The organism is Roseinatronobacter alkalisoli (assembly GCF_028745735.1).
GTDB classification, from domain to species: Bacteria; Pseudomonadota; Alphaproteobacteria; order Rhodobacterales; family Rhodobacteraceae; genus Roseinatronobacter; species Roseinatronobacter alkalisoli.
Map to the genome: position 1 here is coordinate 104,773 of NZ_JAQZSM010000009.1, position 21,076 is coordinate 125,848.

At 59.1% G+C, this 21,076-nt stretch carries 22 protein-coding genes; 16 read left to right on the forward strand and 6 right to left on the reverse strand.

What is annotated here, in order from left to right; translation table 11 throughout:
- Positions 1-89: 89 nt before the first annotated feature.
- Positions 90-962, reverse strand: coding sequence for a lytic transglycosylase domain-containing protein (locus PUT78_RS11560; RefSeq protein ID WP_274352421.1), 873 nt, complete (start codon positions 960-962; stop codon positions 90-92).
- 351 nt (positions 963-1,313) lie between these two features.
- Here PUT78_RS11560 and PUT78_RS11565 point away from each other — a divergent pair, with 351 nt between their 5' ends.
- The 12 genes from PUT78_RS11565 to PUT78_RS11620 all read left to right on the forward strand — a co-directional run bounded on the left by PUT78_RS11565 (position 1,314) and on the right by PUT78_RS11620 (position 13,348).
- On the forward strand, positions 1,314-1,544 hold the full coding sequence (locus tag PUT78_RS11565; protein ID WP_337994673.1) for a Flp family type IVb pilin: 231 nt from the start codon (positions 1,314-1,316) through the stop codon (positions 1,542-1,544).
- A 200-nt stretch (positions 1,545-1,744) separates the two neighbouring features.
- Positions 1,745-2,584, forward strand: a complete 840-nt coding sequence (cpaB, locus tag PUT78_RS11570) for a Flp pilus assembly protein CpaB (RefSeq protein WP_274352422.1) — start codon at positions 1,745-1,747, stop codon at positions 2,582-2,584.
- A gap of 284 nt (positions 2,585-2,868) precedes the next feature.
- Positions 2,869-4,260, forward strand: a complete 1,392-nt coding sequence (locus tag PUT78_RS11575) for a type II and III secretion system protein family protein (protein WP_274352423.1) — start codon at positions 2,869-2,871, stop codon at positions 4,258-4,260.
- A gap of 3 nt (positions 4,261-4,263) precedes the next feature.
- Complete coding sequence (locus PUT78_RS11580) at positions 4,264-4,881, forward strand: OmpA family protein (protein WP_274352424.1); 618 nt, start codon at positions 4,264-4,266, stop codon at positions 4,879-4,881.
- Between the two features lie 451 nt (positions 4,882-5,332).
- Positions 5,333-6,556 carry a CpaE/TadZ family protein gene (locus PUT78_RS11585; RefSeq protein ID WP_274352425.1) on the forward strand — a complete coding sequence of 408 codons (1,224 nt, stop codon included), beginning with the start codon at positions 5,333-5,335 and terminating at the stop codon, positions 6,554-6,556.
- Between the two features lie 14 nt (positions 6,557-6,570).
- Positions 6,571-8,013 carry a TadA family conjugal transfer-associated ATPase gene (locus PUT78_RS11590; RefSeq protein WP_274352426.1) on the forward strand — a complete coding sequence of 481 codons (1,443 nt, stop codon included), beginning with the start codon at positions 6,571-6,573 and terminating at the stop codon, positions 8,011-8,013.
- A 3-nt stretch (positions 8,014-8,016) separates the two neighbouring features.
- On the forward strand, positions 8,017-8,982 hold the full coding sequence (locus PUT78_RS11595) for a type II secretion system F family protein (protein WP_274352427.1): 966 nt from the start codon (positions 8,017-8,019) through the stop codon (positions 8,980-8,982).
- A 50-nt stretch (positions 8,983-9,032) separates the two neighbouring features.
- Positions 9,033-10,010, forward strand: coding sequence for a type II secretion system F family protein (locus PUT78_RS11600; protein WP_274352428.1), 978 nt, complete (start codon positions 9,033-9,035; stop codon positions 10,008-10,010).
- A complete protein-coding gene (locus PUT78_RS11605) occupies positions 10,010-10,600 on the forward strand; it encodes a tetratricopeptide repeat protein (RefSeq protein ID WP_274352429.1) in 591 nt (196 codons plus the stop codon). Before PUT78_RS11600 ends, PUT78_RS11605 begins: the two co-directional genes overlap by 1 nt.
- Before the next feature lie 19 nt (positions 10,601-10,619).
- Positions 10,620-11,477 (forward strand): tetratricopeptide repeat protein, encoded by an 858-nt coding sequence (locus tag PUT78_RS11610; RefSeq protein ID WP_274352430.1) that lies wholly within the window; start codon positions 10,620-10,622, stop codon positions 11,475-11,477.
- Positions 11,477-11,983: a prepilin peptidase gene (locus tag PUT78_RS11615; RefSeq protein ID WP_274352431.1), complete on the forward strand. Its 507-nt coding sequence runs from the start codon at positions 11,477-11,479 to the stop codon at positions 11,981-11,983. The genes PUT78_RS11610 and PUT78_RS11615 overlap by 1 nt, the downstream gene beginning before the upstream one ends.
- A 54-nt stretch (positions 11,984-12,037) precedes the next feature.
- Positions 12,038-13,348 (forward strand): P-loop NTPase family protein, encoded by a 1,311-nt coding sequence (locus PUT78_RS11620; RefSeq protein WP_274352432.1) that lies wholly within the window; start codon positions 12,038-12,040, stop codon positions 13,346-13,348.
- 169 nt (positions 13,349-13,517) lie between these two features.
- On the opposite strand, the gene PUT78_RS11625 is transcribed toward PUT78_RS11620, so the two are convergent.
- Positions 13,518-14,018: an Lrp/AsnC family transcriptional regulator gene (locus tag PUT78_RS11625; protein ID WP_274352433.1), complete on the reverse strand. Its 501-nt coding sequence runs from the start codon at positions 14,016-14,018 to the stop codon at positions 13,518-13,520.
- A 171-nt stretch (positions 14,019-14,189) separates the two neighbouring features.
- On the opposite strand from PUT78_RS11625, the gene trxB reads away from it, so the two are divergent.
- Together trxB and PUT78_RS11635 are read left to right on the forward strand one after the other, a co-directional pair.
- Positions 14,190-15,131, forward strand: coding sequence for a thioredoxin-disulfide reductase (trxB, locus tag PUT78_RS11630; protein ID WP_274352434.1), 942 nt, complete (start codon positions 14,190-14,192; stop codon positions 15,129-15,131).
- Between the two features lie 251 nt (positions 15,132-15,382).
- Positions 15,383-16,258 carry an alpha/beta hydrolase gene (locus PUT78_RS11635; RefSeq protein WP_337994674.1) on the forward strand — a complete coding sequence of 292 codons (876 nt, stop codon included), beginning with the start codon at positions 15,383-15,385 and terminating at the stop codon, positions 16,256-16,258.
- Positions 16,259-16,540: 282 nt separating this feature from the next.
- Here PUT78_RS11635 and PUT78_RS11640 read toward each other — a convergent pair whose 3' ends face one another.
- From PUT78_RS11640 to PUT78_RS11650, 3 genes are all read right to left on the reverse strand, one after another.
- Positions 16,541-17,617, reverse strand: a complete 1,077-nt coding sequence (locus PUT78_RS11640) for a 5-(carboxyamino)imidazole ribonucleotide synthase (RefSeq protein WP_274352435.1) — start codon at positions 17,615-17,617, stop codon at positions 16,541-16,543.
- Positions 17,610-18,098 (reverse strand): 5-(carboxyamino)imidazole ribonucleotide mutase, encoded by a 489-nt coding sequence (gene purE, locus PUT78_RS11645; RefSeq protein WP_274352436.1) that lies wholly within the window; start codon positions 18,096-18,098, stop codon positions 17,610-17,612. Before purE ends, PUT78_RS11640 begins: the two co-directional genes overlap by 8 nt.
- A 62-nt stretch (positions 18,099-18,160) precedes the next feature.
- Positions 18,161-18,379 carry a YdcH family protein gene (locus PUT78_RS11650; protein ID WP_274352437.1) on the reverse strand — a complete coding sequence of 73 codons (219 nt, stop codon included), beginning with the start codon at positions 18,377-18,379 and terminating at the stop codon, positions 18,161-18,163.
- A gap of 198 nt (positions 18,380-18,577) precedes the next feature.
- Between PUT78_RS11650 and PUT78_RS11655 the strand changes: the two genes are divergently transcribed.
- Both PUT78_RS11655 and PUT78_RS11660 read left to right on the forward strand, forming a co-directional pair.
- Positions 18,578-19,018, forward strand: a complete 441-nt coding sequence (locus tag PUT78_RS11655; protein ID WP_274352438.1) for an Hsp20 family protein — start codon at positions 18,578-18,580, stop codon at positions 19,016-19,018.
- On the forward strand, positions 19,011-19,235 hold the full coding sequence (locus PUT78_RS11660) for a DUF1150 family protein (RefSeq protein ID WP_274352439.1): 225 nt from the start codon (positions 19,011-19,013) through the stop codon (positions 19,233-19,235). The genes PUT78_RS11655 and PUT78_RS11660 overlap by 8 nt, the downstream gene beginning before the upstream one ends.
- 158 nt (positions 19,236-19,393) lie before the next feature.
- Here the strand turns inward: PUT78_RS11660 and groL are convergent, their stop codons facing one another.
- Positions 19,394-21,043 carry a chaperonin GroEL gene (groL, locus tag PUT78_RS11665; RefSeq protein ID WP_274352440.1) on the reverse strand — a complete coding sequence of 550 codons (1,650 nt, stop codon included), beginning with the start codon at positions 21,041-21,043 and terminating at the stop codon, positions 19,394-19,396.
- Positions 21,044-21,076 lie beyond the last annotated feature (33 nt).

A 21,076-nucleotide genomic window follows, 5' to 3' on the forward strand; every position in this document is an offset into this window, starting at 1 on the left:
TTGAGAAGTTCACTTTATGCAGGCGGCACAATCCTGAGTTCATAAGCTTGGCGTGACATCAACGAAACCGGCAGGCCGCGGGACGGCCCCTACCCTGCACGCCCGATATGGAACACGCAGCCATCGCTGGGCAGTTCGGGCAATGTGGCGCATAAGCCCCGCGCCACCAGCCAGGATGCCAGCACCTTTGGTACATAATCGCGGGTTTCGGCATAGGGGGGAACGCCCGCATTGCGCCGCACGGCCCCTTCGCCTGCGTTATAACCCGCCAGCGCCAGCACGATGTCATTGTCGAAATGCCCCAGCAGCCAGTTAAGGTATGCGACCCCGCCGCGGATATTCTGGCCGGTGTCAAACGCATCCGTCACGGAAAACCGCGCCGCTGTGGCGGGGATCAGTTGCATCAGCCCCTGTGCGCCCGCATGGCTGATGGCATCGGCGCGGCCCGCTGATTCAACCGCGATGACCGCCAGCACCAGCGCGGGCGACACATTCGTTCCGACCGTGGCGCGCAGAATATCCGGACCATAGGCCTGCGCAACTTCCTGCAGGAACTGCAGGCGCGGCACCGGCACATCGCGCCCGGCGGGCGGGGCGTTCAGCGCCGACATCGCCGACAGGAACCGCCCCTGTTTGTCGTCAATTGCGGGCGACACGCTGTCCCAGAACCAAGCAAGGCTGGATGCGGGCGCGGGTGCTGGCCCCTCTCGGTCAGTCCGCGCCATGGATTGCGGGCTGGGGCGGGCGGCCATGAAGCGCGCCTGTTCTTCGGGGTCGATCTGCACAGTAATGCGCGGGCCGGTGCCCGCCCCCGGCACAACACGCCGGAAGGTGAAATCATTGCCCTGGGCCATAGTGTTTTCCTGGGCCGGACTGGTTTGCGGGGCCACCACCAGTGCCGCGCCCAACAGCAATGACGCGGCCCATGGGGCCAGTGGGCGCGAAGGCGCGATTTTCGACATCCGGTTTTACTGCTCTTTCACTTTTTTGCATCAATATGCCCTGAAAGCGGAAAATTTTCCAGTTCTTAAATTTTACCGGTTCTTTCCGGCATGGCTGCCCGCTGACACGCTGCCGCTGCTGTGGTGACGCCTGTAAAACAAGCTGTGCCTTCGGTTTTATGGCCCGCAAACCCGCCTGAAAGAAAATTAAAGAAAAATACACAAAACCCTGAAGGGTACGAAAATCGTACCTTTTCTGCCCAAATCAGAACACGATTCACTGGCTTATTCATCCTCAGCCAAACGGTGAACGAAATGGTCTGAGTAACCGGTTCGGCAGAGTAGAAAACGTTCAAACCTGGAGAATATATTATGAAACTGTTCGCAAACATCAAAACCTTCGCTGCTGACGAATCCGGTGCTGTTACCGTGGATTGGGTCGTTCTGACCGCCGCCATCGTGGGCCTGGGCATTGCGGTTATCGCATCGGTCCGCACCGGCACCAGCGATCTGGCCAGCACGATCGGCGGTGCACTGACGGGTGCCACAGTTGACGCAACCGGCGTTACGCTGGGCACCGGCGAAGAAGATGTCGACGGCTAAGCCTCACTGGCATCAAAAGAATTTCCTGTTCGCCGCGCATCACCGGATGCGCGGCGACTTCCTGTGATGCCGCCGCCCCGCGTGCGCCATTCCCAAACTTGCCACAGTCGGGCCAATAAGGTGCCGCAGTTTCGTGGGATATTCGGCTGTAATGGTAAATCCCTGTCAGGGGATCTTCGTAGTACGTAAGGAAACACGCTATGCGCCTATTATTCGCAGCAATTCTTCTGGCAGGGCTTGGGCTTGCAGGCTTTGCTGTCTATCAGACCCAGCAATATGTCGGCCAGATGGAACGCGAACTGGTCGCAGCCCGTTCCGCGCAATCCGCCGGTCCCGAAACCGTCGAAATATACCTGACCAGCCGCAACCTGCGCTATGGTGAACGCATGGTACCGGCAGACCTGATCACCGCCCCTTTCCCCGCCAATGCGGTACCCGTGGGCAGTTTCACCGATATTGACGCAATTTTTCCCGATGGCATCGCGCACCGCACTGTCTTGCGCGCCATGGACACCCGCGAACCCCTGCTGACCAGCAAACTGACCGAACCGGGCAAGGAAGCTGGCATCACATCGCATCTGACCCCTGGTAAACGCGCCTTTACCATTGACGTGAACCATACCAGCGGGGTTGCGGGCTTCCTGAGGCCCGGAGACCATGTTGATGTGTTCTGGACCGGGCGTTCACGCGAATCCGGCGAAATGACCAGCCTGATTGAACCGCGCATGCGCATCATCGCCGTTGACCAGAGCGCGGATATGGAACGCCGCTCCGAAGCCACGCTTGCGCGCAACGTCACGGTCGAAGCCCTGCCCGAACAGGCCGCGGCACTGGCGCAGGCACAAAGTTCCGGCCGTTTGTCGCTGGCGCTGGTGGGTATCAATGACGATTCCATATCAGGCGCGATTGAAATGACGCAGGACCGCCTGCTGGGTGTCGTGCGCGAAGAACATGTCGCGGTCGAACCGGAACGCACCTGCCATGTGCGCACCCGTCGTGGGAACCAGCTTGTGCTGATTGAAACGCCCTGCACAAACTGACGGATTTCCAGCATTCTGCCTGACTGACAGCGCGCGGTCCCGCATCGCGCGCCCTTTTGTCCCTCGTATTATACCCCTGATGTTGCCTGACACAGCCACCATATGCTGTGACAGTGGTGCGCGGCCCTGCCAGATCAGGCCCGTTCATGATAAAAGTTGCAAAATTCACATCAGCAACGCGCGCCAAGCACTGAAAACTTGCAAAAAAATCCGATTTACGCCATGCTCTGGCAAAATGGGGAAAACCCCGCAATGAAACAGGCAGTTGTTCGAGGCAGGTTCAGATGAAGTTCAAGACATTGGCGGCGGCACTGCTTGCAGCAAGCGCGCTTGTAGTTGCGGTCCCGACGGGCGCGCATTCGGAAACATTGCGCGTGCTCAATGGCACGTCATCATCCACCCTCAGCATTCCGATGAACAGGGCCGTGGTCGTGGAAACCGACACGCCCTTTGCGGAACTGTCGATTGCCAATCCCGGTATCGCCGATATTTCCACATTGTCCGACCGGTCCATCTATGTGCTGGGCAAGGCACCGGGGCGCACCACGCTGACCATTCTTGGCGCGGATGGCAGCCTGTTTTCCAATGTCGATGTGCAGGTCACCCCCGATATTGCCGAATTCCGCGAAAGATTGCGCCAGATCCTGCCTAATGAACGCATTGAGGTGCGCACCGCCAATGACGGCATTGTCCTGTCGGGCGTCGTGTCCACGGCCGCGCGGCTGGATGCCGCCATGGAACTGGCGCAGCGCTACGCGCCTGAGCGCGTGTCCAACCTGATGAGCGTGGGCGGCACACAGCAGGTCATGCTGAAAGTACGCTTTTCCGAAATGAACCGCGAAGTGCGCAAAAACCTTGGCATCAGCTTTCAGCTGAATGCGGGCACGCATGCACAATTCAGCAGTGGTACGCTGGATGGTGCAGGTACGGGCCTTCTGCCCGGTGCGACAGGTGGCCGCGAAGGGGCGTTGGGCTTTCGTGTCGGGGGCGGCAGCCTGACCGCGCAAGTGCTGCTGGAAGCGCTGGAAGCGCAGGGTATGGCGCGAACATTGGCCGAACCGAACCTGACTGCGCTGTCGGGGCAGGAAGCGTCCTTCCTTGCGGGGGGCGAAGTTCCGGTGCCTGTGGCCTCGACCGATGGGAATATCGCCGTTCAGTACAGGCCATTCGGGGTGGAACTTCAGTTTACCCCGCGCGTGCTGGATGACAATGTCATCAACCTGACGCTGAATGCTTCCGTCAGTTCGATAGATACTGCCCTGTCCGGGGACGGGATCGGTGCAGGTGGCATTCCGGCGCGAGCCTTCCGCACGCGCGCCACCCAGACCACAGTTGAATTGCGCGATGGTGAAAGCTTCGCAATCGCGGGCCTGCTGGAAGATGATTTCCGCGCCAATTCTAGTTCCGTGCCGTGGCTGTCCGATATTCCCATTCTGGGGGCCCTGTTCCGCAGTTCGGGCTATGAACGCCGCCAGACGGAACTTGTGATCATCATCACGGCGCATCTGGTTACCCCCACCCGCGGCGAGGCATTGATGCTGCCCACAGACCGCGTGCGCCCGCCGTCGGAACGCGACCTGTTCCTGAGCGGCCGCCTGACATCGCGCAACAGCGGCGCCGAAGGCGAAGTGGCCCGGCAGGATTTCGGCGGCTCTTACGGCTATGTATTGGATTAAGGTATGAACAGACGTTTTTTCATGCTGGGCGCTGCGGGGGCCGTGCTGGTCGCCTGTGATGGTCCGAATGCGCCGGAAGCAGGTATCGGTCTGGACGAAGGCGGCTTCGGCAACCCGACCATGCATAACACATTGGTACAAACCGGCCGCATCAACATTGCGGAAATTATGACCCGCCGGTTTGAAGCAGAAGTTCCCGCAATGGTGAATTTCGCCTTCGACAGTGCCGTACTTGACGCAGAAGCCCGGCGCATTCTGCGTCATCAGGCACATTGGATGAAACAGTTCCCGGAACTGCGTTTCCGCATTTTCGGCCATACTGACGCCGTGGGCAGTGCGGCCTATAACCGGCGTCTGGGCCAGCGCCGCGCTGATGCCGTGCGCAGCTATCTGATGCAGCAAGGCATTCCGCGCAACAGCATCATCGCCACAGTCTCGCGCGGGCAGACACAGCCGTTGATCGTCACCCAGGGGCGTGAACGCGCCAACCGCCGGACGGTCACAGAAATTGCCGGCGCGATCCGTCGTCACCCCACAGTGATGAACGGCGAATATGCCCGCATCCTGCACCGTGAATATGTGGCCAGCGCGGCCCCGCGACCAACGCAGGGAACACCCTGATATTTCCCATCTGCTGAACACGGCCCGCGCCAGCATGTTCCCGCATCTATTGGCGGCGTGGGCGTTTAGTGGTGTCTGTGATGCCCATGGCCGCTGATTGCGTGCGGGCCCCACGGGGACTGGGCGCATCCCGCCATAATGCGGGCATTCGCGCAACCAAAGGCGCGGAGCAAGGACGCAAACCCGCCGCGCAATCAGCTAGCCGTCCAGCGAGCCACCGGTAGCGCGGGCTTTAACGTCTGTTTCCCACCGCCAGACGGGCCATTCCATCCTGCACCAATCATGGCGCAGGATGCCCCCCTTTCGCAAAACCGTCGAACAATTGCATTTGTTTAGCCTAATTCTTGCCAGATTTGGGGACAATCCTGGGACAGTGTCATGGTCATTCCGTATCAGGGATGATTCCGCACATTGTATCGAACACGTATCAGTTAGTATTGGGGTTGGCCAAATGGCAGGCGGAGTAACGGAAGAACCACGGATTCGGGCCTGTACGGTCTGCCGGGACGTTCGGAATTTCGATCTTCTGATCGAGGATATGGAAGCAGTTTTCCCCGAATCCTGGGGCGAGCTGACCTTTATCGAAACTGTGTCATTCCTGGATGATCCTGAAGCAGCCGATCTGGAATTGCTGGCCATCGCGCTCGATGATGAGGATGCGGCCCAGACCAATCTGGTGCGGCTGCTTATTGAACGCGCGGCGGCGAAATCCATCCGGGTCATATTGATCGCGGAATCGCTGTCACCCATCCTGCTACACCAGTTGCTGCGTGCCGGTGCTGATGATTTCGTGCCCTACCCCCTGCCCGAAAACGCCCTGAAGGACACGATAGAGCGGATGCGCAAATCCGCCCTTGCCGCAGTTGGCACGCCGACGACACCTGTATCAACCGGCAGAAACGGCAGAGTGTTCGCGGTGCAGGCCCTTGCAGGTGGCGCCGGGGCCACGACATTCGCGGTCAATCTGGCGTGGGAACTGGTTCAGGCACAGAACAAATCCGCGCCATCGGTCTGCATTCTCGATCTGGATTTCCAGTCCGGGTCTGTGTCCACCTATCTGGACCTGCCACGGACAGAGAAGGTCTATGAAATGCTGTCCCAGACCAGCACGATGGACAGCGATGCGTTTTATTCCGCCTTGCAGAAATTTCAGGAAAAGCTGCATGTGCTGACCGCCCCGTCCGACATGCTGCCGCTGGACCTGCTCTCCCCCGAAGAAATCGAGCGCGTCATCGGCATTGCACGGGATAGTTTCGATATTGTCGTGGTCGACATGCCGCGCACCATAGTTCACTGGACCGAAACGGTACTGAGCGCGGCGGAGCAGTATTTCGCAATGATGGAACTGGACATGCGCAGCGCCCAGAATACCCTGCGGCTGATCCGCGCGCTGAAGGCCGATGGCCTGTCCACCGACAGGTTCCGCTTTGTGCTGAACCGCGCACCACGTTTTACTGACCTTGGCGGTCGTTCACGCGCGAAGCGCATGGCCGAAAGCCTTGGCATTTCCATCGAAACCTTCATCCCCGATGGTGGCGCGCAGGTGCGTGACGCCAATGACCACGGCCTGCCGCTTGGGGAATTCGCGCCCAAGAACCCCGCAGGGAAGGAAATCCGCAAGCTCGCGCAGTCACTGCAACAGCCGCAGGGCACGGCAAAAATAGCCGCTGAATAACAAGGTTCGTATCAATGTTTGCACGTTATCGCAAAGACACCGGCAGCAAGCCCGTTTCCGTGACCGCTGAACCGGTCACCGCAACACCCGCTGCCAGCCGCCCTGAAACCCCGGTCCCTGCCGCCCCCCGTCCCGACGCACGGCACGCCGCCCGCGCTGCCGCCCCCGACAAGGTTGCGCTGCGCAGATTGCGGATCAACGCGATAAAAAGCGATCTGCATAAACGCCTGCTGGAAGACCTGAACCTGGCCGCGCTGGAAAAAGCCAGCGAAGCAGAGGTCCGTGCCGAAATCAGCGCGATCGTTGCAGAAGCATTGTCTGAATTTGACGTGGTGCTGAACCATGACGAGCGGATGATGCTGAATCAGGATCTCTATTTCGAGGTGATGGGTCTTGGCCCGCTGGAACCCTTGCTGGGCGATGACACGATCAACGATATTCTGGTCAATGGTCCGAAACAGATTTTCATCGAACGCGCGGGGAAGCTGGAACTCAGTGATGTGACCTTCCGCGATGACCGGCACCTGATGCGGATTATCGACAAGATCGTGTCTGCGGTCGGGCGCCGTGTGGACGAATCCAACCCCTATGTCGATGCCCGTCTGGCGGATGGGTCGCGCTTCAACGCGATGGTTGCGCCAGTCGCAGTGGATGGCGCGCTGGTGTCCATCCGGAAGTTCAAGAAAGAAAAACTCGGCATTCAGGATCTGGTGAATTTCGGGGCCTTTTCGCCCGAAATGGCGCTGTATCTGGAAGCGGCAGTGGCAACGCGGCTGAATGTCGTTGTGTCGGGCGGCACCGGGTCAGGCAAAACCACAACCCTGAACGCGCTGTCCGGTTTCATTGGCAATGAAGAACGTGTGCTGACCATCGAAGATACCGCCGAACTGCAATTGCAGCAGATCCATGTGGGCCGTATGGAAAGCCGCCCCGCCAATATGGAAGGCAAAGGGGCCGTCACCCAGCGCGACTGTCTGCGCAACGCCCTGCGGATGCGCCCGGACCGTATTATCGTCGGCGAAACCCGCGGCGAGGAAGTGATCGACATGTTGCAGGCCATGAATACCGGCCATGACGGGTCCATGACCACAATCCACGCCAACAACGCCCGCGACGGGATCAGCCGCCTGGAAAACATGGTCGCCATGGCGGGGCTTGAAATGCCGTTGCGCGCCGTGCGCAGCCAGATCGGTTCGGCGGTCAACCTTATCGTGCAGGTATCACGCCTGCAGGACGGGTCGCGACGTATGATGTCCATCACCGAGATTACCGGTATGGAAGGCGAAATCATCACCATGCAGGAAATCTTCCGCTTTGAACGTACCGGCCTGGAACCCGGCGGCAAGATTGTCGGCCATTTCACCGCAACCGGCCTGCGGTCACATTATGCCGATCGCTTTGCCCGCTGGGGCTATGAGCTGCCCGCAACCATTTATGAACCCACCGGCCCGAGGTAACACATGTCCCTTAGTCCCCTGATCTATCTGGCGATATTCGGCGCGGTTGTTCTGGTTATTCAGGGCATCTATCTGCTGGCCTTCGGCAAGAGCATCGAGCATTCCACAAAAATGAACCGGCGGCTGGACCTGATGGATCAGGGGCGCACCAAGCAGGACGTGATGGAACACCTGCGCAAGGAACGCGCGGCGCATGGGCGCGGCGCATCTGCGCTGCCGCTCTACGGGATGCTGCAATCGCATGCGCGCAAGGCCAATGTGGCCTTTACCCCTGCAACCCTGATCCTGCTGATGGCGGGGCTTGCGGTGTTCAGCTTCCTGCTGCTGTCGCTCACCACCTCTGCGACATTCGGTCTGCGCGCGGGGCTGGCTGCGGGATTCGGGTTTGGCGGGGTTTATTTCTGGCTGGCAGGCAAGGCCAAGAAACGGGTATCAGCAATCGAGGAACAGCTTCCCGAAGCCATTGAACTGATCGTGCGCAGCCTGCGCGTGGGGCATCCGTTCGGTTCGGCAATGACCATCGCATCCGAAGAAGTGGCCGACCCCCTGGGCACCGAACTGGGCCTGATCGCGGATGAGGTCGCCTATGGCCGCGACGCGGGCGAGGCAATCGCGGAATTCGGCGACCGCCTTGATATGCAGGATTTGCGGTTTCTGGCCGTGTCCGTGTCCATTCAGCAAAAATCCGGGGGCAATCTGGCGGAAATTCTGGAAGGTCTGTCGAAGGTCATCCGCGCGCGGTTCAAACTGTTCCGCCGTGTCAGGGCGATTACCGCAGAAGCGAAATGGTCCGGCATGTTCCTGTCGGGGTTTCCGATTGCTGCAATGGTCATGATTCAGGCCATCAAGCCCGACTATTATGACAGCGTGAAGGAAACCCCCTTGTATATTCCGCTGGCCATTGTCGTCTGCGTCTTTTTGGTCGTGAACATTCTCTACATGCGCAAGATGACAAATATCAAAGTGTAAGCCTGATCCTCGTATGGGGGCAGGACGTTTTAACGAAGGACGGGCGTAAGATGTTGGACATGTTTCAGGGTGCATTCGGCATGATCATGCTGGCGGGGATCGGTGGTGTGGCCCTGATCGCAGTTGCCGGGCTTGCACTGGTGGCAAACGGACGGCCAGACCCGATGGCCAAATTCAGCGAAACCGCGTCACGCGCACGTCAGAATCAGGGCAGTGCCCAAACCTTGCGCCGCGCCGCCACTGGGCTTGATATGGCGGCCCTGCGTAAATATGCCAAGTTTCTGGAACCCACCGATGAAAAGGAACTGTCGGAAGCGCGCAAGAAACTGGTTCTGGCCGGCTATCATGGCAAAAGCGCTGTGCGTGACCTGCACGCGATCCAGTTCCTGCTGGCGATCAGCGGTCTGCTTTTTTCGCTGTTGTTGATCTTCGTCATCCTGCCCGACAAGCTGAACGGAACTGCCACTCTTGCGGCGGTCATGGTGGCACCCATGCTGATTGGCTACTTCATGCCACGCCGCTGGGTGGAACAACGCGCGACGGCCCGTCAGGAAGAAATCATGGCCGGGTTCCCCGATGCACTGGACATGATGCTGATCTGTGTTGAAGCGGGCCAGTCACTGGACCAGTCCATCCAGCGTGTCGCGCAGGAAATCCGCCCCGCCTATCCGGCGCTGAGCGAGGAACTGACAACTGTGGGCGATCAGGTGCGCGCCGGGCGCGAACGCGGCGAAGTGCTGCGCGAAATGGCCAAACGTGTCGATCTGACCGACATCACGTCCTTTGTCACCGTAATGGTGCAGGCCGCAACCTATGGCACATCCATCACGCAGGCATTGCGTATCTTTGCTGCTGAAATGCGGGATAAACGCATCATGCGCGCCGAAGAGAAGGCCAACCTCTTGCCGACCAAGATGACATTGGGCACAATGATGTTCACGGTGCCGCCACTGCTGATCATTCTGATCGGTCCTTCTGTCGTTGGTGTGATGACAGAACTGAATGCAGGCGCCATCATGGGGAATTGATGCCGCGTTCTGTTCTTGTTGCCTTCGCCTGCCTTGCCATTGTGACCGCAGCCTGCAGCCCTGCCCCGCCCGGGGGCGGCGGAACTGAGTTTGGCAAGGGGCCGGACCAGATGGGTCCGCAGGCCGGGCGCGGCGATGTCGCTGATGCCGTGGACGGGCTGATCGTCGGCCACCGGCTGATGGCGGCGGGTGAATTTGAACTGGCGCTGCGCGCCTATTACCGCGCGATGGCGGAACAGGGCACATCGGTTGACGCGCTGTCGGCGATCGGGTCCGCAAACCTGCGGCTGGGCCGCGTTCAGCAGGCCGAACAGGTCTTGCGCCGCGCATTGGAACTGGACCAGCAGTTTGTGCCCGCGCATAACAATCTGGGCGTCGCCCTTGCCGAACAAAACCGCTGGGGCGAAGCGCAATTGCATTTCCGCAACGCTTTTGCCTTTGACAGCGGGCAGGCGCGTGAAATCCGCGAAAATTTGCGTTTAGCCATCGAAAAGACTGCGCAAACCGGCTATGATGACACCGAGGCACATCAGCTTTCGTTGATGCGGCGGGGAACGGGCAGGTATCTGTTGCTGTCCACGCCACTATAAGAGCAGTGAGGACGCAAAAATGCGCCACCCCGGATTGATTGCGCTGCTGGCAGGCAGCGTTTTTGTCGTAGCCGCGTGCGAAGGCAGCAAGCAGGCCGCAGTAACCCGCGCGATTGACAGCGTTGTTGCTGTCGATAATCAGAATATGGCCGATCTGATGCTGGCTGCGGGCAACCCCGAAGAAGCCGTTTCCTATTTCGCAGCGCAGGTGGAACGTGATCCCACCCATCTGGGCAGCCAGCGCGGGCTGGCGCGGTCACTTGTACGCGCCGGGCGCGTCGCAGATGCGCTTCCCGTATGGCAGCGGGTCACAGCGGATGCGGATGCGACCCATGATGACCGCCTGATGCTGGCCGATACCTATATCCGCGCCAATCGCTGGGCAGAAGCCGAACGCACCCTGAACGCGGTTCCGCCCACCCATGAAAGCTATGATCGCTACCGTCTGGAAGCCATCATCGCCGACAGCAAACAGCAATGGCAAAAGGCCGATCATTTCTATGAAACCGCCGCTGGCCTGACCACGCGCCCTGCGGGTGTGCTGAATAACTGGGGCTATTCCAAACTGACGCGCGGCGCGCCCCGCGACGCCGAAAGCCTGTTTGCACAGGCCCTTCAGCATGACCCCGACATGTTCACTGCCAAGAACAACATGGCACTGGCACGCGCGGCACAAGGCAATTACAGCCTGCCGCTGGTGCGTATGTCCCAACAGGAACGCGCGATGCTGCTGCATACGATGGCCATCGCCGCCATCCGCAAGGGCGACACCAATGTCGGCCGCACCATGTTAAGCGAGGCCATCGAAACCCATCCGCAGCATTTCGAGGAAGCCGTGCGTGCGCTGCGTGCGCTTGAAGGCGGGGGGCGCGGTTGATGACACTTGCAAGCACGTCGGCGCTGTGGTTCCTGCCTTTCATTGCGCCAATCAGCCTTTGGGTCGCCTGGAGCGACATGAAATGGATGAAAATCCATAACAAGGCCGTGCTGATCCTTCTGGGGATTTATCTGATCGTCGGGCTGATCGCGCTGCCGTTGCAGACATGGGCATGGGGCTGGGCCAATTTCGCCGCTGTGCTGGGCGTGGGCTTCGTGCTGAATGGCGTGGGCCTGCTGGGCGCGGGGGACGCAAAATTCGCCGCAGCCATGGCCCCGTTCATCGCCCTGGGGGATCTGAGCCTGTTCCTGACCTTGCTGGGCGTGGTTGTCATCATCAGCTTTGCTGTGCATCGCGTGCTGCGGCGGACCCCCCTTGCGCTGCATCTGGCGCCGGACTGGGAAAGCTGGCACCGCAGGGAATTTCCACTTGGACTAGCGCTGGGGCCTGCGCTGCTGTTTTATATTGCGCTGGCCGCATGTCTTGGCAATGGCAGCGCAGCTTAACGTTTTTTCAGGGGCTGGCCCCGACCATCCGCCCATAAGCGCGAGCATTCCTTCATGAATAGGCAGACACCGACCATCCAGCCCCCCGCCCCTGTCCGCACGCTTGCCGCCACCGGGCTGAGCACGGTGCTGATGCGCGATATTCTGATCAAGACCATCTACCGCATGTCACTGTCGCGGATCACTGATATCGCCCGCCATATCTGCCTGCCAATCCCGCAAACGATTGAACTGGTCGATCTGGTGCGTGCCGAACGCCTGCTTGAAGCGCGCAGCACAAAATCCGATGATGACGGAACCGAAGCCGCGTTTGAGCTGACCGAGGCAGGCAAGGCGCGCGCGACCTATGCGCTGTCGCAATCCGAATATTACGGGCCTATGCCCGTGCCGCTGGACAGCTACCGCGAACAGATCGAACGCCAGACCATCCGCAATATCCGCATTACCCGGCGCGAACTGAAAATAGCGATGGGCGACCTGATCCTGCCCCCCAGCCTGATGGATGATCTTGGCCCTGCTGTCAGTTCCGGGCGGTCAATCCTGATGTATGGCCCGCCGGGTAATGGCAAATCCTCGATCTCGAATGGTATCCGCGCGGCGATGGGGGATTGCATCTATGTGCCCCGCGCCATTGAAACCGCAGGTCAGGTGATCAGTGTTTATGACCCGATCGTGCATAAGCTGGTCAAGACATCCGACGACAACCCGTCACTTCTGCGCCAGAGTGGCAACCGCTTTGACAACCGCTATGTCTATTGCGAACGTCCGACAGTGATAACCGGCGGGGAACTGACCCTGTCGATGCTGGATCTGAACTACAATCCCACATCACGTACCTATCAGGCGCCCTTGCAGTTCAAGGCAACAGGCGGCGTGTTCATCATTGACGATCTGGGACGGCAGGAAGAACCGCCACAGGCGATCATCAACCGCTGGATCGTGCCGATGGAAATGAATTATGACATCCTTGCCCTTGCGTCGGGCGAAAAATTCATTGTGCCCTTCGATACGCTGGTCATCTTCTCGACCAATTTCCACCCGAATGAAATTTTCGATCAGGCCGCGCTGCGCCGGATTTTTTACAAGGTCAGGATTGACGGCCCCAACCAGGCAGATTTCCTGAAAATCTTCGCAATGGTGGCCAGAAAACGCAGAATGCCACTGGATGAAGATGCAATCATCTATCTGATCCAGAAGAAATATCCGACCATAGACAATGTCTATGCCAATTATCAGCCGATCTTCCTGATCGACCAGATGATCAATATCTGCGAATTCGAAGGCAAGCCACGCCACATGACCCCCGAACTGATTGACCGTGCGTGGAAAAACATGTTCGTCCAGATGGAAGACATCGCAAGGTAGGCATCTGGTGGTTCAGATCAGATCGCAATATCCCGTTTACGGGTGGTTCCGGGCATAAAGCGGATGTTGGCGCGCGCATGTAGCCCGCGCTTTTGGAATCCCCAAACACCCGCTTCATGCTGGTTTCTACCCAATCTTGCATTCCTCTGATGTCGGAATACTGCGGCGATTACCCGATTTCTGCCGCGCGCGCTTCCAGCACATCAAACGGCACCCCCGGCTCCGCCTTGGCGCAGCGGATCACAAGCGATGTCTTGACCGTTGCGACATTCTCTGCGGCCAGCAGATCCTCTGTCAGGAAACTCTGAAAGCTTGACAGATCAGGGGCCACGCATTTCAGGATGAAGTCTATCTCGCCATTCAGCATATGGCATTCGCGCACCAGCGGCCAATCCCGGCAGCGCTGTTCGAAACGCGACAGGTCGGCCTCTGCCTGGCTGTTCAGACCGACCATTGCAAATACCTGCACCTCGAATCCCAGATCACGCGCATTGACCTGCGCATGATAGCCGCGAATATATCCGGCTTCTTCCAATGTGCGCACGCGCCGCAAACATGGCGGCGCCGAAATACCGACTCGTTTGGCCAGTTCAACATTCGTCATGCGACCATCTGCCTGCAATTCGGCCAGTATCTTGCGATCGATGGGATCAAGCTTGCTGCCTGACATGCGGACACTCCTTGAGATTTGCGACTTATGTATGCCGAAGCGCCCGCGCGCGCAATAATATTTCAAAGTTGCGCAATAAATTGTTCCGCCCCACGCGGCAAGGAATGCCTCTTGTGCTGCCCGCCCAAGTGCCTACATTGCGCGTGAATTGCCAGACTGAAGGACGCGATCATGACTGACACCCGCCATACAAGGCTTCTTATCATCGGCTCTGGCCCTGCGGGCTATACGGCGGCAGTCTATGGCGCGCGGGCAATGTTGCAGCCGCTTCTGGTACAGGGCATCCAGCCCGGCGGGCAGTTGACCATCACCACCGAAGTCGAAAACTGGCCTGGTGATTCCATGGTCACCGGGCCGGAACTGATGGTGCGGATGGAAGCGCATGCCCGCGAAATGGGGACGGAAATCATATCCGACCATATTGCGGCACTTGACCTGTCGCAGCGCCCCTTCATCGCCACTGGCGACACCGGCACCACCTATACCGCCGATGCCATCGTTCTGGCCACAGGCGCGCAGGCGCGCTGGCTGGGCCTGCCATCGGAAGAAAAATACAAAGGGATGGGCGTGTCCGCCTGCGCCACCTGTGACGGTTTCTTCTATCGCGGCAAGGAAGTCGCGGTCATCGGCGGCGGCAACACCGCTGTCGAAGAAGCGCTGTTCCTGACCAATTTCGCATCGAAAGTGACACTGGTTCATCGCCGCGACAGCCTGCGTGCAGAAAAGATCCTGCAACACCGGCTTCTGAACCACCCCAAGATTCAGGTGATCTGGGACCATGCCCTTGACGAGGTGCTGGGCGATACAACCTCCCCCGGTGTCGAAGGTGTGCGCCTGCGCCATGTCACCAGTGGCGCATCCCAGGAGATCGCCTGCGCAGGCGTGTTCATCGCGATTGGCCACAGCCCCGCCAGCGAACTGGTAAAGGACCAGCTGAAAATGCAGGAAGGTGGCTATGTCTGGGTCGAACCAGGCAGCACACGCACGTCTGTCCCCGGTGTCTTTGCCGCAGGCGATCTGACCGACCACACCTACCGTCAGGCCGTCACCAGCGCAGGTATGGGCTGCATGGCCGCGCTGGATGCCGAAAAATTCCTGGCCGAAAAGGCGTAATGCCATAGAAGGGGCCTGCGTGGCTGCGCGCGCATGCAGGCCCCACTGATGCATGTCACCCTCGCATCTTCGCATGACGAAAACCGGTTCCCACGTCCGGGAACTGCACCCGCCCTGCTTCATCTTGCCAGAACATTCAAAACCATGCAGTGCCAGCGCACACCGCCCGATAAAATGACGGCCAGACGCAGTTGCGTCATCTGCCCTTCCCCCTACTGGCACATTACAATTCCCAGCCCTATATTGGCGGCATGAAGAAAATTCTTGCCGCGCTCTGTCTGTTCCCTGCCCCCGCTTTGGCCGATTGTGTGGTGTTGCTGCATGGGTTGGCGCGCAGTGAATATTCCATGGCGGTCATGGAAGAAGCGCTGGAATTGCATGGTTATCAGACTGTCAATCATGGCTATCCGTCCACCGCAGCCCCCATCAAGGATCTGCTGCGCCATGTGGGACTGGCCGTGCAGGAATGCAATACGGCGGGGCCGGTGCATTTTGTTACCCATTCGATGGGTGGCATACTGGCAAGGGCCTGGCTGGACCGCACGCGCCCGGCGCAAATGGGACGGGTCGTGATGCTGGCCCCGCCCAATCATGGGTCGGAACTGGTGGATTACTTTTCCGATATCGAAGCATTTTCCTGGTTGAACGGCCCCGCAGGGCTGGAACTTGGCACGCATGAAGACGCGACACCGCAAATGCTGCCGACAATGCCGGATTATGACCTGGGCATCATCGCGGGGGATCTTTCGCTGAACCCGCTGCTATCGTCGCTGATCGAAGGCGCGGATGATGGCAAGGTCTCAGTCGAAAGCACACGGCTGGACGGGATGCGCGACCATATCGTCATATCCGCCACCCATACATTCATCATGAACAACCCACTGGTCATTGCCCATACACTGGAATTTCTGGAAGACGGGCAGTTCGACCATGACCTGACCCTGGCGGATGCGCTGCGCTATCTGGCCACGCCCACGCCATTTGGCGTCCTGACAGAACAAGGCGCATTTCAGTCCATGCTGGAACGCAATCTGTTGCAGCATATACCCGATTCCGACACGCTAAGTCGCTGGGTCAAACCCGATATCCTGCGTAACCTGACCACACCGCGCGACATCGAAAACTGACACGGCGCGCGCAGGGGGATGAAACGGGTGTTGCACCGCACCATCGGTGGGCCGAGGTCTGCCGGTCCGGCGTTATAGGAGTTCACTTTATCCATGTCCATGCGGCCTCACTTCTGCATTCAAGGCTTGGCATGACGCTGGCGAAACCGGCAGGCCGCGGGACGACCCGCCGATGGCGCGGCGACCTGCGGCCTTTGTTCCGCGCCTTGGCAGTCCTGATACCCGTTCTCCGGCCTGAAACCACCCTCAGACAGAATGGGTAGGGTCACTCTCACCCGGCATCTACCCCTTCGGGCGCTGAATATGGTTCACATGGCCCATTTTCCGCCCCGCGCGACACTCTGGCTTGCCATAAAGATGCAGCGCCACATCGCGGGCTTTCAGCAATTCCGGCAGGCGGTCCATGTCATCGCCGATCAGGTTTTCCATCACCACATCGGCATAACGCCCACCATCGCCCAAAGGCAGGCCCGTGACCGCGCGGATATGCTGTTCAAACTGGTCCACCGCGCAGCCATCCTGTGTCCAGTGGCCGGAATTATGCACGCGCGGGGCAATTTCATTCACCACCAGCCCCTGCGCCGTGACGAACAGTTCCACACCCAGTACGCCGACATAATCCAGCGCATTCAGTATTTTCGCGGCAATCAACACAGCATCGCTGCGCTGCGCGGGGCTTAGCCGCGCAGGCACACGGGTTTCGCGCAAAATCCCGTCACGGTGCAGGTTCTCGCCCGGATCAAACGCCGCTACATCGCCATTCAGCCCACGCGCGGCAATCACCGACACTTCATGGCTGAACGTGACAAACCCTTCCAGAATGGCCTCTGCGCCTTGCATCACGGCCAGTGCGCCTGCCGCGTCATCCGCGCTTTGCAGTCGCGCCTGCCCCTTGCCGTCATAGCCCAGACGGCGGGTTTTCAGAATCGCAGGTGCGCCAACCTTCGCCAGTGCCGCGTCCAGTTCCGCAGCGGTCGCGACGGGGGCATAAGGCGCAGTTGGCAGCCCCAGTTCGCGCAGGAAATCCTTTTCACTCAGCCGGTCCTGTGACACGGCCAGCGCCTGCCTACCCGGCCGAATGGGACGCAGCGGTTCCAGCAGATCCAGCGTGGCCGTGGGGATGTTTTCAAACTCAAAGGTAATGACATCGACACCGGCGGCGAAGTTCTGCAAGGCGGTCGCATCATCCCAGGGTGCAGTGACCACCTTTTGCGCGACATGGCCCGCTGGTGGCAGGGGCGCAGGGTCATAGATGTGGCAGCGATAGCCCAGCCGCGCCGCCGCCATCGACAGCATGCGCCCCAACTGCCCGCCACCCAGAATGCCGATCACGCTGCCTGCTTCAAGCGCGTCAGTCATCGCTGGGTTCCTCCGGGATGGAGGCCGACAGATCATCGCGCCATTTATCCAGACGCACGGCAAGGTCAGGGTCGTTCAGCGCCAGAATACCTGCCGCCATCAGGCCCGCATTGGCCGCCCCCGCCGCCCCAATGGCCATTGTCGCCACGGGAAAACCGCGCGGCATCTGCAATATGGAATACAGGCTGTCCACCCCCGACAGGGCGCGGGTCTGCACCGGCACACCGATCACCGGCACCCGCGTTTTCGACGCCATCATGCCGGGAAGATGCGCCGCCCCGCCCGCGCCCGCAATGATGACCTGCAAGCCGCGCGCAACTGCACCGCGCCCGTAATCCCACAGCCGGTCGGGCGTGCGGTGCGCTGACACGATTCGCGTTTCATAGGGAATGCCCAGATCATCCAGCAGATTTGCAGCTTCGCGCATGGTCGGCCAGTCGGACTGGCTGCCCATGATGATCCCAACCTTGATATCCGTCATCTTGCCCCCGGGTAAAAATGATTGCGCGCACTATAGCGATGGGCTGCGCGGGTGCAATTGCATCAGGCAATGATATCAGGGGTCAGTTCATCTGTGATACGGGAAATCTGATCCTTCAGCCGCAGTTTTTCCTTTTTCAGGCGCTGGATGGTCAGTTGCTGCGCCGATCCCTTTTCCTGCAAGGCGTCAATCGCCTCGTCCAGATCACGGTGTTTCTGCCGCAATACTTCCAGTTTGACGCGCAACACGCCTTCATGATCCATTTCCTGCGGAGAGTTCATTTTTATCCGTCATCTTTGTGTAACCTGCCGCTACAATAGCCGCAAATTCCCGTTCGCAAAAGCTTTTGTCGGCGCTGCTGCATATTCAGGCACCACGCGGGTGCGTACATCTTGCGATTTACCGCATCCGCCCCATATATTTGACAAGGCTGCCATAACGGGGCCTGCAGCAAAGTCGCTTATGAAAGGGCCGGGCTGATGAGTAAACTGACTTTTCCTTCTCACCCTTTGCTTTTGGGGTTTGACCAGCTGGAACGCCTTGTTGAACGCACGGCACGCAACGGCGCGGATGGCTACCCCCCCTTCAATATCGAAGTAACGGGCAGAAACAGCTTTCGTATTACCCTTGCTGTGGCCGGTTTCGGCGATGGTGATCTTTCGATTACGGTCGAGAAACGCCAGCTCATAGTGCGCGGCCATCAGCACAGCGACGACAAGGACGACCGCGTTTTCCTGCATCGCGGCATCGCGGCGCGTCAGTTCCAGCGCGTTTTCGCACTGGCCGACGGGGTGGATGTCGCACAGGCCTGTCTGGAAAACGGCCTTTTGCATGTCGACCTCAGCCGACAGGAACAGGAAGATACTGTGCAGACAATTGCGATCAAGCGTAGTCAAGGAAAGGATGCGACCCATGGATAACAGCTTTCCCCTGAAACATACGGCGCGGCCAATCGTCTATGTCCGCCCGATCAAGGCCAGCGATCTGCCCGACGAAATTCGCGCGCAGCTGCCCGATGTCGCGCAAGTTTACGCCATTCACCATGAAGAAGGTGAACAGATGGCCGTGGTCACGGACCGGACCATGGCCTTCGTGATGGCCCGCCAGAATGATTATGACCCGGTCAGCGTTCACTGACCTGACGGGAATAATCACAGCGCGACACGACATATAAAAACGCCCTTAGGGGCGTTTTTTTTGTATGCGCCGCAATCGCTGCGCGGGTTCAGTAAAATGCGAAAAAGGGCCGCGACATGCGCGGCCCTTCCATTTCTGCCAGTTGGTGACAGGGCGTCTTACATCATGCCGCCCATGCCGCCCATGCCGCCCATGTCGGGCATGCCGCCGCCGCCCTGGCCTTTCGGCTCCGGCTTGTCGGCGATCATGGCTTCGGTGGTGATCAGCAGACCGGCAACCGATGCTGCATCCTGAAGTGCGGTGCGCACAACTTTCGCAGGGTCGATCACACCGAATTTGAACATGTCGCCATATTCTTCGGTCTGAGCGTTGAAGCCGAAGGTCTTGTCGTTGCTCTCGCGGATTTTGCCCGCCACAACGGACCCGTCCACACCAGCGTTTTCAGCGATCTGACGCAGTGGCGCTTCCAGTGCCTTGCGCACGATCGAGATGCCGACCGTCTGGTCGCTGTTTTCACCGGTCAGACCTTCCAGAGTTTTGCCAGCCTGAATCAGCGCCACGCCGCCACCGACAACGATGCCTTCCTGCACGGCCGCACGGGTCGCGTTCAGGGCATCATCAACGCGGTCTTTGCGTTCCTTGACTTCGACTTCGGACATGCCGCCAACGCGGATGACTGCAACACCACCGGCCAGCTTGGCCAGACGTTCCTGCAGCTTTTCTTTGTCATAGTCGCTGGTGGTTTCTTCGATCTGCTGACGAATCTGGGCAACACGTGCTTCGATTTCAGCTTTCTCGCCGGACCCGTCAACGATGGTGGTTTCGTCTTTGGTGATCTTGATGGTCTTGGCGGTGCCAAGCATGTCCATCGTGACACTTTCCAGCTTCATGCCCAGATCTTCGCTGATCACCTGACCACCGGTCAGAATGGCGATATCCTGCAGCATGGCCTTGCGACGGTCACCAAAGCCGGGCGCCTTGACTGCTGCGATTTTCAGACCGCCACGCAGTTTGTTGACCACCAGCGTTGCCAGTGCTTCGCCTTCGACATCTTCTGCAATGATCAGAAGCGGTTTTTGCGACTGGATCACCTGCTCCAACAGCGGAACCATCGGCTGCAGCGAGGACAGTTTCTTTTCGTGGATCAGGATCAGTGCGTCATCAAGTTCCGCAATCATCTTGTCGGGGTTGGTCACGAAATAGGGTGACAGGTAGCCGCGGTCGAACTGCATGCCTTCGACAACATCGGTTTCTGTTTCCAGACCTTTGTTTTCTTCGACAGTGATCACGCCTTCATTGCCGACTTTCTGCATCGCATCCGCGATCTGACGACCGATTTCAGCTTCGCCATTGGCGGAAATGGTGCCAACCTGCGCAACTTCGGCGCTGTCGCTGACAGGGCGTGACGCAGCCTTGATCGCTTCCACAACCTTGGTGGTTGCCAGATCGATGCCGCGCTTCAGATCCATCGGGTTCATGCCTGCGGCAACCGATTTCAGACCTTCGCGCACGATAGCCTGTGCCAGAACGGTTGCGGTGGTGGTGCCGTCGCCAGCTTCGTCATTGGTGCGTGAGGCCACTTCTTTGACCATCTGCGCGCCCATGTTTTCGAACTTGTCTTCCAGTTCGATTTCCTTGGCAACCGTTACACCATCTTTGGTGATGCGCGGTGCGCCGAAGGATTTGTCGATGACGACATTGCGGCCTTTGGGGCCAAGGGTGACTTTCACCGCATCGGCCAGAGTATTGACGCCGCGCAGCATACGATCGCGGGCGTTGGTGTTGAATTTGACGTCCTTAGCAGCCATTGGGGTGCCTCCTGGTTGTCTCTATTTCTTGAA

Bases quoted from the DNA above. Each gene is read 5' to 3' on its own strand.
- PUT78_RS11560 (WP_274352421.1), bottom strand. From the start codon at position 962: ATGTCGAAAATCGCGCCTTCGCGCCCACTGGCCCCATGGGCCGCGTCA.
- PUT78_RS11565 (WP_337994673.1), top strand. From the start codon at position 1,314: ATGAAACTGTTCGCAAACATCAAAACCTTCGCTGCTGACGAATCCGGT.
- cpaB (WP_274352422.1), top strand. From the start codon at position 1,745: ATGCGCCTATTATTCGCAGCAATTCTTCTGGCAGGGCTTGGGCTTGCA.
- PUT78_RS11575 (WP_274352423.1), top strand. From the start codon at position 2,869: ATGAAGTTCAAGACATTGGCGGCGGCACTGCTTGCAGCAAGCGCGCTT.
- PUT78_RS11580 (WP_274352424.1), top strand. From the start codon at position 4,264: ATGAACAGACGTTTTTTCATGCTGGGCGCTGCGGGGGCCGTGCTGGTC.
- PUT78_RS11585 (WP_274352425.1), top strand. From the start codon at position 5,333: ATGGCAGGCGGAGTAACGGAAGAACCACGGATTCGGGCCTGTACGGTC.
- PUT78_RS11590 (WP_274352426.1), top strand. From the start codon at position 6,571: ATGTTTGCACGTTATCGCAAAGACACCGGCAGCAAGCCCGTTTCCGTG.
- PUT78_RS11595 (WP_274352427.1), top strand. From the start codon at position 8,017: ATGTCCCTTAGTCCCCTGATCTATCTGGCGATATTCGGCGCGGTTGTT.
- PUT78_RS11600 (WP_274352428.1), top strand. From the start codon at position 9,033: ATGTTGGACATGTTTCAGGGTGCATTCGGCATGATCATGCTGGCGGGG.
- PUT78_RS11605 (WP_274352429.1), top strand. From the start codon at position 10,010: ATGCCGCGTTCTGTTCTTGTTGCCTTCGCCTGCCTTGCCATTGTGACC.
- PUT78_RS11610 (WP_274352430.1), top strand. From the start codon at position 10,620: ATGCGCCACCCCGGATTGATTGCGCTGCTGGCAGGCAGCGTTTTTGTC.
- PUT78_RS11615 (WP_274352431.1), top strand. From the start codon at position 11,477: ATGACACTTGCAAGCACGTCGGCGCTGTGGTTCCTGCCTTTCATTGCG.
- PUT78_RS11620 (WP_274352432.1), top strand. From the start codon at position 12,038: ATGAATAGGCAGACACCGACCATCCAGCCCCCCGCCCCTGTCCGCACG.
- PUT78_RS11625 (WP_274352433.1), bottom strand. From the start codon at position 14,018: ATGTCAGGCAGCAAGCTTGATCCCATCGATCGCAAGATACTGGCCGAA.
- trxB (WP_274352434.1), top strand. From the start codon at position 14,190: ATGACTGACACCCGCCATACAAGGCTTCTTATCATCGGCTCTGGCCCT.
- PUT78_RS11635 (WP_337994674.1), top strand. From the start codon at position 15,383: ATGAAGAAAATTCTTGCCGCGCTCTGTCTGTTCCCTGCCCCCGCTTTG.
- PUT78_RS11640 (WP_274352435.1), bottom strand. From the start codon at position 17,617: ATGACTGACGCGCTTGAAGCAGGCAGCGTGATCGGCATTCTGGGTGGC.
- purE (WP_274352436.1), bottom strand. From the start codon at position 18,098: ATGACGGATATCAAGGTTGGGATCATCATGGGCAGCCAGTCCGACTGG.
- PUT78_RS11650 (WP_274352437.1), bottom strand. From the start codon at position 18,379: ATGAACTCTCCGCAGGAAATGGATCATGAAGGCGTGTTGCGCGTCAAA.
- PUT78_RS11655 (WP_274352438.1), top strand. From the start codon at position 18,578: ATGAGTAAACTGACTTTTCCTTCTCACCCTTTGCTTTTGGGGTTTGAC.
- PUT78_RS11660 (WP_274352439.1), top strand. From the start codon at position 19,011: ATGGATAACAGCTTTCCCCTGAAACATACGGCGCGGCCAATCGTCTAT.
- groL (WP_274352440.1), bottom strand. From the start codon at position 21,043: ATGGCTGCTAAGGACGTCAAATTCAACACCAACGCCCGCGATCGTATG.